This is a genomic window from Acinetobacter sp. ANC 3813 (assembly GCF_002135435.1).
Classification (GTDB): Bacteria; Pseudomonadota; Gammaproteobacteria; order Pseudomonadales; family Moraxellaceae; genus Acinetobacter.
This window is the reverse complement of the sequence record NZ_NEGK01000003.1, coordinates 334392-346420: the sequence shown is the minus strand read 5'-3', so window position 1 is coordinate 346420 and position 12029 is coordinate 334392. Positions and strand designations below refer to the sequence as shown.

The window sequence follows — 12029 nt, the reverse complement described above, 5'->3', positions numbered from 1 at the left end:
TGCATCATTAGGAAAATAAAATGCGACATCAGCAAGGGGTATCATATATTGCAATTTTATTTGCAATTATTGGTTTAGCTTTTATGGCTAAAGCTTTGATTGCAGTTTGGGGACCATATTTGGATGATCGTTTACTTGATAAGCAAATTGAAGAACAATTGCTGAATGGGCCAAAGAATATTAGCCCAGCAAAATTTTCCCAAGAGATGGGGAGGCGTTTAGAAATGAACAATGTTCGGGATCTTAAATTTTCCGATGTTGCCCAAGTGACGAATGTCGATGGCCTGCAAGTGAAAAAAGATTATGAAATAAGAAAGCCTTTCTTATTGAATATAGATATTGTGTTGAAGTTCGAGAAAAGTTTTGATCAAAGCTCAGTCCAAGCTAAATGATGCACGTTTAGCCAGTCGTATCGGTTATCAGTTTAAACAGCCAGAGTTGCTGAAGCTGGCCTTGACCCACCGATCGGTGAGCCATAAAACCAATTATGAGCGCCTAGAGTTTTTAGGCGACTCACTTTTAGGGATGATTATTGCCAATTATCTCTATCATGCTTACCCGCATGAAAATGAAGGCCGTTTGACCCGCATGCGTGCAACGCTTGTGCGTCAGGAAGCCTTAGGCAAGATTGCCAATGACTTAAAGTTAAGCCAAAATTTAATTTTAAGTACTGGTGAGCTGAAATCTGGCGGTCATCATCGTGAGTCTATACTTGCTGATACCGTCGAGTCGATTATTGGTGCAATTTATGTGGATTGTCAGGATCTTAAAATTCTGGAGCCTATTGTTCTGAAATGGTATGTGCCATATTTAGATCATATTGAGCCAACCGATCAGCTCAAAGATCCTAAATCACGTTTACAGGAATATCTGCAAGGCCGTAAAAAGCCTTTACCGGTTTATGAAGTCGTTGATATTCAAGGTGATGCCCCGAACCAGCATTTCAAAGTGGAATGTATAGTAGAAGGCATGCCGGTTAAATATGGTGAAGGATCGAGCCGCCGTTTTGCTGAACAGGCAGTAGCGGCAGATATTTTAGAAATTTTGGAGAAAAAGTCTTAATGACTACTCATTCCGATCACAACGATGCTGATCACGAGTCGCAAAGCGACAGTAATGACTTAATCAGTCAATTTTTTAGTTCACAGGGCACAACAATTCCTTCTGATTATAAGAGCGGTTTTGTAGCAATTGTGGGCCGTCCTAATGTCGGTAAATCAACGTTGATGAACCACATTCTGGGTCAAAAACTTTCGATTACTTCACGTAAACCGCAGACGACTCGTCATAAAATTGTTGGTATTGATTCACGTGAAAAATCTCAAGCGGTATTTGTCGATACCCCAGGGATGCACAAGAAAGAAGTGCGCGCCATCAATAAAATGATGAACCGCGCAGCGCATTCAGCTTTGCGTGATGTAAATCTGGTTTTATTTGTACTCGATGCGGACAAATGGACGCAAAATGATGAGTTGGTGCTTGAGAAGCTGAAAAATGCTGACATGCCAGTGATTCTTGTCATCAATAAAATTGATACGCTTGAAAATAAAAACCATGCTTTGCCGTTAATTCAAGAACGCGCAAAATTGATGAATTTTGCTGAGATCGTCCCAGTATCTGCACTTCGCGGTGCGAACTTGGATCACTTGCGCAATACCATTGAAAATTATTTGCCATTCCAGCCGCCTCTATATTCTTTGGAGCAGTTAACTGACCGTTCTGAGCGTTTCTTGGCGTCAGAAGTGATTCGTGAAAAAATCATGCGTCAATTGGGTGAAGAGCTTCCTTATGATTTAACGGTTCAAATTGAATCCTTTAAAACGGAAGAAGCGACGATCAATGAAAAAACTGGCCGTCCAAAAGCAGCTTGTACTTACATTGATGCCACAATTTTTGTAGACCGTCCGGGCCAAAAAGCCATTGTGATTGGTGAAAAGGGCGCTAAGCTGAAAAAAATCGGTATGGATGCCCGTGTCGATATGGAAAAAATGTTCGAACAGAAAATCATGCTGACGCTTTGGGTTAAAGTGAAAGGCGGCTGGTCTGATGATGAGCGAGCATTAAAAAGTTTAGGTTATAGCGATATTTAATTGCTATAGCTGTATCGACTAGAGGGAATGGTAATGATGAAGTTTTTGGCAATTGCAGCATGTGTTTTATTTCTGCAAGGATGTATTCACAAAATCGTTACCGTTCCTGTCAAAGTTGCTTATAAAACAACGAAAGGTGTCGTAAAAGGCACTGCTGCAGTTGTAGGCGCAGTCATTCCCGATGGGGATGATGACGACAATAAAGACAAAAAAGATCAGGATTAAACTCAGCAATCATGCGCAATGAAATTTTGCATGGTTATCTAATCCATCACCGAAAATACCGTGAAAAAAGCCATATTGTGCACCTGTTTACACAGGAGCATGGCCGTGTTGACGGAATTTTAAGGCAGACGCCGCCGCCGCAATATCAGCCTATTTGCCTGCAGGCATCAGGAAAATCAGAACTCAAAAATTTTACAAAATTAGAAATTGTGAATCAGCCGATCTTCTTTTATGGCGATGCGTTTTTTTCAGGCTTTTATTTAAACGAAATTTTATTGCGGCTTTGTCCTCTAGAAGTGGAAATGCCGCAAGCTTATGCGCAATATGCTGAGACTTTGGCTCATTTGCAATATTTATCCAGCCAAAACAATCCTAATCAATTTTTAAAGCAAATTTTGCGTAAATTTGAACATGAATTGCTGGAAGAGCTAGGCTATTCATTAGACTTCTCTACGGATTCAAATCAGCTTGAGATTCTGCCGCAGCAGCAATATATATTTCAGTTGAATGATGGATTTCTGCCAACCGCACAGCCTTCGCGGTCTACGCTTCATGGACAGCAGATCCTATCCATGTGCGAATATGAAAAGGGTAGGGATTTTAGTTCAGAACAGTTACAATTACTTTCTAAGCTGTATCGGCAAATGATCAGTTCATTGCTGGGTGACCGGCCTTTAAAAAGCCGACAGCTGTGGATACAAAATTCTCAAACACAATCGTAATTTAGGAAAAGATGATGGCTGCATTATTAGGTGTAAATATTGACCATGTAGCAACTTTGCGACAAGCTCGTGGCACCGCTTACCCTGATCCTGTAATGGCTGCGCAAATTTGTGAACAAGCGGGTGCAGAAGGTATTACCCTGCATTTGCGTGAAGACCGCCGCCATATCCAAGATGATGATGTGCGCCGCATGCGTCCTGTTCTAAAAACGCATATGAATTTGGAAATGGCAGTCACAGATGAAATGGTTGCCTTTGCCAAAGAAATCCAGCCGCAGCATGTGTGCTTTGTGCCTGAAAAGCGTCAAGAAGTGACCACTGAAGGCGGTTTAGATTTGGTTGGGCATTTTGAAGATGTTAAAAATGCGACTCAAGCATTGGCGGCGATAGGCTGTGAAGTCTCTTTGTTTATTGATGCGGACATCGCGCAAATTGATGCGGCTGTAGCCTGCGGAGCACCTGTGATTGAATTGCACACTGGCGCTTATGCAGATGCAGAAACGCCTGAAGCGCAGCAGCACGAGCTGGATCGTATTGTGAAAGGTGCAGAATATGCGGCATCTAAGGGCTTAATCGTCAATGCTGGTCATGGCTTGAATCTTGAAAATGTAGCGCCAATTGCGCAAATTCCACAAATTCATGAATTGAACATTGGTCATTCAATTATTGCAGATGCTGTATTTGTAGGCTTAGAGCAAGCTGTACAGCGTATGAAAGCAGCCATTAAAGCTGCACGTTAATTTTTATTTAGTTTAGATATATGTCAAATCTTGATTACGCAGAGCTGATGAAGCCTGTTATCAGCTTCTTAGGCTGTGAAACACCGAAAGCATGGTTGGATGAAGCTGTGCAGAATTTAGATATTCTGATGCAGGATCACGCCAACTGTGAGAAAAAAGCCGCCAGCACGGCGATGAACCTGATGTTCCGTTATAGTTTTTTTTCAGACCTGCAGATTAAGCTTGCACAGCTGGTACGCGAAGAAATGCTGCATTATGAACAAGTGCTGGAGTTAATGGCCAAGCGCGGTCAGGAATGGAGTGCAATTAGTGCTGGCCGATATGCGGGTGGTTTACGCAAAGAAGTACGTACATTTGAACCTGAAGCATTAATGGATATTCTTGTGATTGGCGCATTTGTTGAAGCGCGTTCGTGTGAGCGTTTTTATGCCCTTGCACCGCTGGTTGATGATGAGCTGGGGCGTTACTACCGTTATTTGCTGAAGTCGGAATCACGCCATTATGAAGACTATTTGGCCTTAGCGATGGATGTTGCGACGACGTCTAAACTGAAAAATCCGAAAGAAGATATACAAATGCGTATAGAGCGGATTCGTGAAGTTGAAAAAGACCTCATTTTGAGTCCAGACGATACATTCCGTTTTCACAGCGGTGTGCCAGTCAAAGCGGCGTAAATGTTGATAGAAAATCCTCCTATTCAGGGGGATTTTTTTATGCCTTTAAGCTTAAGTAAATAAGAATTATTTACATTATGATTGGGAGCTCCTAAAATTCATCAAATTTTACATGAATGATGCACCATGAATTTAGTCCGAAATTTAAGCTTAATCAGCAGTTCTTTAGTGATTGCCTCTGCCGCATATGCGCATTATCCCTATATTGCGCCCTTAAGTTATCAAACATTTAATAATCATTCGGCGATTATTTCAGGTTTTTATGACAATCCTTTTGTATCTGAAATTGCGATCAAAAACTTCAAATTTCATGTGCATACACCTGCAGGACAGAAGATTGAATTAAAAGATACTGACTGGGCAAATACGCAAACACTGAGCAGTTATAGCTTGGAAAATAAGGTAGATGGTAGTTATCGTATTCGCGGTGAAAAGCCGGGCAGCATGAGCAGTTTTGCGCAAGTCAATAAAGAGTGGAAAGCTTTAATTGGCGGGCAGCCTGCAGCAGATAAGCCAAGGAATCCGAATGTGGTTTACCGTTCACAATTGGCTAAAAATGCAAAAATTAAAACGGTGCAAGCCCAAGAAATTATAGAAACTTTTGTTTCACGCCGCACAATCTCAAGTGCTACTGCATCGCATCTACATGATGGTTTTGATGTGCAATTTATCACTCATCCAAATGCAATTCAGGTCAATCAGCCGATTCAATTTAAAGTATTGGATAATCAGCATGGTATCAAAGGTTTGAATGCAGAAATTTTAGTTCAGACTACGGATTACAGCCGTGATACTAAGGTTTTTAAAACAGTGACTACTGATGAGCAGGGTGTTTTGAATTTTTCTTTGGCTGAAAAAGGGCAATATTTGCTGAAAATAGATTATCAGCAGCCTTTTAACCATAAAGGCAACGAGCTGAAGCGCTATAAATATACTTTAAGTTTTAATGTCACAGCCAAGTAGATATAGGCAGTGAAAATGGCAAGTGTTCGGCTTGCCATTTTATCACTTGAAATTATTTAGAGAAGAATAGAGCCACTCCAAGGAGTGTAGGCATACCAATTTTAATGAAGAAATCTTTGTTCATCCCGCCATAAAACTGTAAGGCAAAACCAGCCAGCATTAAAAAGCCAAGCAGATAGATGAGTCTGAAATATCCATTCGAATAAATGTAAAACACGCTGGCTAGCGACATAAGCAGGCAGCTAATCACGAGATAATGCATATCCCAAATATATGTGCTTAAAGTGAAAAAGATTAAGCTGAGGATACCTAGAGCAAGCACTTGTGTACTTTCGAAGCCTTGATAATGCAGAAACATAATTCCAGCAATGATCGGCAAAAGAAGCAGTAAAAATTTATAATATTTTGAATGATGGCTTTGAAAAAAATAGGAGGTTTGGGTATGAACAATGGGGTGAGTTGCTGTGCTTAAACGAATCCATTTGGATTGATATTGTTGGGGTATGGAGGCAACAGCAATAAAGCTGACATCCTGTACAGGCGTGCTGATTAGGTACTGTGCAGTATAGCCCTTAGCATAGTAATACCATGATTTTCCAGCAGAGCCGCCTATGGTTTGGTATTCGGTCAGATCATTAGTGGATGCTGTTAGATAGGCTTGCTCTTGAGGGAAAGCACTATTTGAAGGGCAAATGGTTTGATGACTGCCCAAATGACATACAGCTAGAACATAAATTTCTGCATCTTTTCGTGTGTTTTGAATGCCTGCAAAATCCAAATGCATAAAGAGCTGACCAAAATCATTTTGTACCTGCATAATTGGAGATTCCCAATGCGGTAATGCTCTGAATTGAGCCAAAATATCACCTTGATTATCGATATGCAGTGCTTCACTTGAGAAAGCACTGGCTGGAATCAATAACTGCTGTGAATCTGGAATTTCTTGATTGCTGGACTGATCAAAGAGTTCAGGCGTCTGCGCGATTTGCTTTTCCAGTTTGGACTTAGGTGCACAGGTATAGAGAAAAAGGCAACAGGGCAGTACGATAATTAACAATGCATAAGCAATAGCTTTAAGGCGCAGGAAGTCTTTAGATTTTGCTTTGGGCGGCGGAATATACATTACTAATTGTCTAGAATTATTATTAAGTTAGCTCATTATAATTATTTTTGTGCATAAAAAAAGCCCAAGTCATGATGCTTGGGCTTTTTAGAATTTGGCTCTCCAACCTGGGCTCGAACCAGGGACCTGCGGATTAACAGTCCGTCGCTCTACCGACTGAGCTATTGGAGAATCTGGAAAGGATTTTATGCACAGCAGGCAGTTGGGTCAAGCTGAAAATGGATAATAGTGCTCTAAAATGAACTGAATGCACTAAATCTAAGCAGTTTAGTCTGTGACAGTATATTTGTGCATAAAAAAAGCCCAAGTCATAATGCTTGGGCTTTTTAGAATCTTGGCTCTTCCACCTGGGCTCGAACCAGGGACCTGCGGATTAACAGTCCGTCGCTCTACCGACTGAGCTATGGAAGAATAGATGGCTCTCCAACCTGGGCTCGAACCAGGGACCTGCGGATTAACAGTCCGTCGCTCTACCGACTGAGCTATTGGAGAATCTGATGCGCATTTTAGGGAGGAAAGCTAAAGTGGTCAAGTAAAAATAGAAGATTAAGCACTTAAATGTTTTTTTATTATCCAAAGAGAGGTATGTTGCTTATTTATTGATTCTTTTAAGCTTTTACAGTATTAAAAGTCTTCAGAATACTTTTGCGTTTATAGTTAGAAGAGTGATTGATAGAATTACGGGTAAAGTTGCGTTAGATTGCTGTTCTGGTTCCGAATATGTGGAGAGCACGGCTTGCCGTAGCTTCGTATAAGAGATTTATGTTAAATGAAAAATTTAGAAACAGAGAGTTATATATCAAATATTCAACAGTATTTAATTGATTCATATGTAGAAACTGAAAATTTTACAGCTTTTTTGGAGCAGCATCATAAACATTGCTATTGGATGATATTCAGTGATTATAGCTTTAAACCCCGTTTCCCGAAGAAACCAGCTATCACTGCGACAATTATTCCTTTTTCAGACTATAGATGGATACAAACTATTTGTCGCCTTAGTCAGCTAAAAACAAATTTGGATATTAAAAAAACATATATAAATGAAAAGCATATATCATTTATAAACTTCATTGAAGGTCTTCCAGCATTTCATATATCTTTACTAGTTGATGAAAATCTAAATTATTATAAAAATGAAAAAATTAATGAAAAAGAATACTTTAAAAGATATTTTGATGGAGTGAAAGTACATTACAGTAATCATATAAACTATGCACTTGCACAGCCAAATCCTAAGATGAATATTGGGAATATCGACCGGGTTTTAAAACTTTTGAATGAAAGACCCAAAATAAGAATCTTTAAACAGTCTCAAATAGTATCATCACTGATTTCAAGTATAAGTAAGATGATTGTTGATTCAACCAAAGTTGAATGTAAGATTTTATGGTGCTCTGATAACGATGATATTTTGAGTTATTCAGAAGATTCTCTTCTTTATCCTTTTGTTTTTGACATGATAAGGACTGATCTTTACAGATTAAGACCTCAAAAAATGTATCAGATTGATTTTTTAAAAAAAGTTACTAAGGATTTTGATGAACTAGTACGGATACCTGATTACATCGTAGGAACAATATCTGATCTTAATTTGGAAGAGGTAACTGTCACACATGAAAAATTTTTACCTGTTTTGTATTCATTTTTAACCAATTCAAATAAAAACTTGGTCATTAATTTAACTAATATTTCAAATAAGATTGAATTAACGAAATATGAGTTCAAGAAACTTGTTGAAAAAGAACCTAATTGGAGTACATACAGGTGGAAATGAAAAAAATAGCATTGTGTTTAAGTCTTATTTATATGAGTACTTTTAGTCATTCTGAGTCCATCATAGTAGAACCAGAATCGTATTGTGAAATTGTGAAATTGTGAAATTGTGAAAAAAATAGCATATAACGCTCAAACTTACAGGCAAAGCGGGTCTAAATATGAAGTTACGATAAAGAAATTACAAGCAGCACCAGAAAAGTTATCTGCTACAAAAAGAGAAAATAACGAGTTAGTTTTTAGAATTGTACAGTATGCCTATTATATCTTTCCCGAGTATGCAAACGATGAATTAAAGAGTGGTGCTATTGAAAAGTATGCCATATATTCTTATTCAGAATGCTCAAAAAAATATGGTTAATTTCAAATATTAATTACGTTGGCGTTTCTATTGCATTAAGTAAATCTAAAATTAACATCATACACGTTATACGAAATTATTTTAATTTATTAATTAATTTCAATATCTTATATTCGTATTGAAACCACAGAACTGCTGATCTGTAATTTTTAAAAGGTTTGCCACGTTCCATGATCAATGAATAGACCAGGTTTCACAACTATTTATAATTTAAATTAAAAAATGAAAGTGAAGTGTGCATGTACTTTTTTGTAGTTTTAAAATTACATAACACATAAAAAAATCACCCTAAAGAGGGTGATTTTTTGCAAAAAATAAAATTAATCTTATTTTTCAACGCCAGCAGCTTGACCTGCATATTTAGCGTTTGCGTAATCCCAGTTTACTAGGCTTTCAAGGAAAGTAGAGATGTACTTAGGACGCGCATTGCGGAAATCGATGTAGTAAGCATGTTCCCAAACATCAATAGTCAACACAGCAACTTTACCGTGAGCAAGCGGAGTGTCAGCATTTGAAGTTTTAAGGATAGACAGGTTGCCGTTTACTTCGTCAGCAACTAACCAAGCCCAGCCTGAACCGAACTGAGTAGTTGCAGCAGCAGCAAATTCTTCTGCGAATTTTTCGTAAGAACCGAAAGCTTCGTCGATTTTAGCAGCAAGAGCGCCAGTTGCTTTACCGCCGCCGTTTTTAGCCATACAGTTCCAGTAGAACGTGTGGTTCCAAACTTGCGCAGCATTGTTGAATACGCCTGCTTTAGAAGCATCGCCAGCAACAGCTTTGATGATTTCTTCTAAAGTTTTACCTTCAAGGTCAGTGCCTTTGATCAGGTTGTTCAGGTTAACCACATAAGTGTTGTGGTGTTTATCGTGGTGGTATTCTAAAGTTTCTTTGCTGATATGCGGAGCAAGATCTTCGTAACCGTAAGGTAACGCTGGTAAAGTAATCGTTGTCATGTTTTCAATTCCTTGCATTTTGCTGGGTTTTGACATTTAGTGGCCTTATTGTAATAGATTCTTGGCTTAAATTGCGCATTGCTTATAAATAAGATTACAGAATAAAGCTCGAATTTATACGTATAAAGGAAAATGCCAAAGCAGGCTTTTACTAAATTAAATCGGATTGTTTAATTCGAAATAACTATACTCAATATTGAACTGTTCTGAAATAGCTTTTCCGAGGCGCTGTACGCCATAGCGCTCGGTCGCATGATGGCCGCAGGCATAGTAATGCACATTGAGTTCTTTGGCTTCATAGAAAGTACGTTCACTCACTTCGCCAGAAATATAGGCATCACAATTTTGCTCAGCTGCTTTGCTAATATAGTCTTGCGCGCCGCCCGTACAATATCCAATTTTTTGCACTGATGCTTTATCTGCCGGCAAATGAATGGCATCAAAATGCAGTTGTTCTGACACAAAAGCTTTGAATTCCTGCGGTGACATCGGCTGTTTTAAAAAGCCAATGTTGCCAATAGGGTTGCGTTCACTTGGATCTAAAGCTTCAATACGTTCTAATTGCAGTAAATCAGCAATTGCTGCATTGTTGCCAAGCGTCGGGTGACTGTCTAAAGGCAAATGGTAGCCAACAAGTGAAATGTCATTTTGAATTAAAGTTTTGATGCGTTTGCCGCGCATGCCTGTAATTGGGTAAGCTTCGCCTTTCCAAAAATAACCATGATGAACCAGCAGCAAGTCAGCGCCTTGGGCAATGGCGACATCAATTGCATCTTGCGAAGCAGTTACGGCACACAGTATTTTTTTAACTTCGGATTTGCCCTCAATTTGCAAACCATTGGGCGCATAATCTTTAAATTCGCGCGATTTTAGGGTCTGATCGCACCATTGAATAATATCGTTTAATTGAGCCATCTGCGGTCCGCCAATTCAAAAATCAATTTTTACTATTTAAACATGCATTTAATTGTAACTAAAGCAGCACAAAACTATGTGTTTTTTTTGAAGTCAGACCGAAAAATTCCTTTACAATATGAGTTAAATAATTGAGTCATCAACAAATATAAGATTTAGAGGATAGAACTGTGCGCCGGAGTTTTACGTGGTTGCCTTGGGTGTTGCTGATTATCGTCATTTTAGGTTTTATTGGCTGGCAGCAGCTGCAAAAGCCCAAAGCGCCTGTCATGCCGGACGGGGTAAGATTGCCTGCAGAAAAAGTCGAACCTTTAATTAATACTTCACGTACTGGCGGTGTGGTTTCATACAGTGCGGCTGTCAAAGTTGCGGCGCCAGCAGTGGTCAATATTTTTACCATGCAAAAGGTCAATCAAAAAGAAAATCCTTTATTGAGCGACCCTTCTTTTCGTGAATTTTTTGGCAATCAATTTCCTGATCAGCTGAAGCAAGATCCAAATGAAAACAGTTTAGGTTCTGGCGTTATTGTCAGTCCAGACGGTTATATTCTGACAAATAATCATGTGATTGCTCAGGCAGATCAGATCATTGTCGGGTTGCATGATGGCCGCCGCGCATCTGCCAAAGTGGTGGGTACAGATCCTGATACCGATCTTGCAGTGATTAAAATTGAAATGAATCAGCTTCCAGTTTTGCCGTTTAAACTCAGCGGCAATGAAGTGGGCGATGTTGTGCTCGCCATTGGCAACCCATTTGGCGTAGGGCAAACGGTCACTCAAGGCATTATTTCTGCAACAGGCCGTTCGGATTTAGGCATCAATACCTATGAAGACTTTATTCAAACTGATGCTGCTATTAATCCGGGCAACTCAGGCGGTGCCTTAATTGATGTGGCAGGCAATTTAATTGGCGTAAATACGGCAATTTTCTCGCAGTCTGGCGGATCTTTAGGGATTGGTTTTGCCATTCCAGCCAAAGTTTGTCAGCAAGTCTTTAATTCAATTTTAAAAGATGGCCGAGTCATTCGCGGCTTTTTAGGCATTACAGTACAGTCTGTTGCACAGGAAGATGTATTTGCTCCGAAGCAGCAGGGTGTTGTGGCGGTAGATGTGTTAGCGGCTGGCCCAGCAGGTAAAGCGGGCATTAAGCGCGGCGACAAAATTCTAAAAATGAATGATGAGGTCATAAGCTCTGCATCGCATTTGATTAATTATGTGGCAATGCAGGCGCCAAACAGCATTGTTCAATTGGAAATTGAACGTGACCAGAAGATCATGAATGTGAATGTTGAAATCGCAGAGAAAAAAAACCAAGAGCTGAATGCTGATTCACAATACATTCCTTTACCGCGTTAAAAGGCTAAGCTAAAAACTCCCTCATTTGTGAGGGATTTTTTATGTGCTAGATAAAAAAATGGTTGCAAAATATACACGGATTTTTGCTGAAATTCGATTATGTTAAAGAGTCAATCTTTGAGTAAAGAGCAT

The 12029-nt window shown here is 39.4% G+C and carries 14 protein-coding genes and 3 tRNA genes; 11 read left to right on the top strand and 6 right to left on the bottom strand.

The annotated features are described in order from the left end of the window. Nucleotides 1-20: 20 nt before the first annotated feature. From B9T34_RS06575 to B9T34_RS06540, 8 genes are all read left to right on the top strand, one after another. Nucleotides 21-392, top strand: coding sequence for a DUF4845 domain-containing protein (locus B9T34_RS06575; RefSeq protein WP_086212352.1), 372 nt, complete (start codon nt 21-23; stop codon nt 390-392). Then, complete coding sequence (gene rnc / locus B9T34_RS06570; RefSeq protein WP_086212351.1) at nt 364-1062, top strand: ribonuclease III; 699 nt, start codon at nt 364-366, stop codon at nt 1060-1062. Before B9T34_RS06575 ends, rnc begins: the two co-directional genes overlap by 29 nt. Then, nucleotides 1062-2090: a GTPase Era gene (gene era, locus B9T34_RS06565; protein ID WP_086212350.1), complete on the top strand. Its 1029-nt coding sequence runs from the start codon at nt 1062-1064 to the stop codon at nt 2088-2090. Before rnc ends, era begins: the two co-directional genes overlap by 1 nt. A 33-nt stretch (nt 2091-2123) precedes the next feature. Then, nucleotides 2124-2315, top strand: coding sequence for an NF038104 family lipoprotein (locus B9T34_RS06560; RefSeq protein WP_086212349.1), 192 nt, complete (start codon nt 2124-2126; stop codon nt 2313-2315). Nucleotides 2316-2323: 8 nt separating this feature from the next. Next, nucleotides 2324-3037, top strand: a complete 714-nt coding sequence (recO, locus tag B9T34_RS06555; protein WP_171265145.1) for a DNA repair protein RecO — start codon at nt 2324-2326, stop codon at nt 3035-3037. Nucleotides 3038-3051: 14 nt separating this feature from the next. After that, a complete protein-coding gene (gene pdxJ, locus B9T34_RS06550; RefSeq protein ID WP_086212347.1) occupies nt 3052-3777 on the top strand; it encodes a pyridoxine 5'-phosphate synthase in 726 nt (241 codons plus the stop codon). Nucleotides 3778-3797: 20 nt separating this feature from the next. Beyond that, the gene (locus B9T34_RS06545) at nt 3798-4451 is read left to right on the top strand and encodes a tRNA-(ms[2]io[6]A)-hydroxylase (protein WP_086212346.1); all 654 of its coding nucleotides are present in this window, start codon (nt 3798-3800) and stop codon (nt 4449-4451) included. A gap of 126 nt (nt 4452-4577) precedes the next feature. Then, complete coding sequence (locus tag B9T34_RS06540; RefSeq protein ID WP_086212345.1) at nt 4578-5414, top strand: DUF4198 domain-containing protein; 837 nt, start codon at nt 4578-4580, stop codon at nt 5412-5414. 52 nt (nt 5415-5466) lie between these two features. On the opposite strand, the gene B9T34_RS06535 is transcribed toward B9T34_RS06540, so the two are convergent. From B9T34_RS06535 to B9T34_RS06520, 4 genes are all read right to left on the bottom strand, one after another. Further along, nucleotides 5467-6537 carry a hypothetical protein gene (locus tag B9T34_RS06535; RefSeq protein WP_086212344.1) on the bottom strand — a complete coding sequence of 357 codons (1071 nt, stop codon included), beginning with the start codon at nt 6535-6537 and terminating at the stop codon, nt 5467-5469. Between the two features lie 95 nt (nt 6538-6632). Continuing rightward, nucleotides 6633-6708 (bottom strand) — tRNA-Asn (locus tag B9T34_RS06530). Between the two features lie 164 nt (nt 6709-6872). Continuing rightward, a tRNA-Asn gene (locus tag B9T34_RS06525) sits at nt 6873-6948 on the bottom strand. Between the two features lie 5 nt (nt 6949-6953). Next, nucleotides 6954-7029, bottom strand: a tRNA-Asn gene (locus tag B9T34_RS06520). A 277-nt stretch (nt 7030-7306) separates the two neighbouring features. On the opposite strand from B9T34_RS06520, the gene B9T34_RS06515 reads away from it, so the two are divergent. Beyond that, nucleotides 7307-8314: a hypothetical protein gene (locus B9T34_RS06515; protein WP_086212343.1), complete on the top strand. Its 1008-nt coding sequence runs from the start codon at nt 7307-7309 to the stop codon at nt 8312-8314. A 108-nt stretch (nt 8315-8422) separates the two neighbouring features. Beyond that, on the top strand, nt 8423-8674 hold the full coding sequence (locus B9T34_RS06510; protein WP_228147413.1) for a hypothetical protein: 252 nt from the start codon (nt 8423-8425) through the stop codon (nt 8672-8674). Nucleotides 8675-9000: 326 nt separating this feature from the next. Here the strand turns inward: B9T34_RS06510 and B9T34_RS06505 are convergent, their stop codons facing one another. Both B9T34_RS06505 and B9T34_RS06500 read right to left on the bottom strand, forming a co-directional pair. Further along, entirely contained in the window at nt 9001-9627 is a 627-nt protein-coding gene (locus tag B9T34_RS06505; RefSeq protein ID WP_005008780.1) for a superoxide dismutase, read from the bottom strand. Nucleotides 9628-9783: 156 nt separating this feature from the next. Beyond that, a complete protein-coding gene (locus B9T34_RS06500) occupies nt 9784-10542 on the bottom strand; it encodes a Nif3-like dinuclear metal center hexameric protein (protein WP_086212342.1) in 759 nt (252 codons plus the stop codon). A 170-nt stretch (nt 10543-10712) separates the two neighbouring features. On the opposite strand from B9T34_RS06500, the gene B9T34_RS06495 reads away from it, so the two are divergent. Beyond that, a complete protein-coding gene (locus B9T34_RS06495; protein ID WP_086212341.1) occupies nt 10713-11897 on the top strand; it encodes a trypsin-like peptidase domain-containing protein in 1185 nt (394 codons plus the stop codon). The last annotated feature ends 132 nt before the right edge of the window (nt 11898-12029 follow it).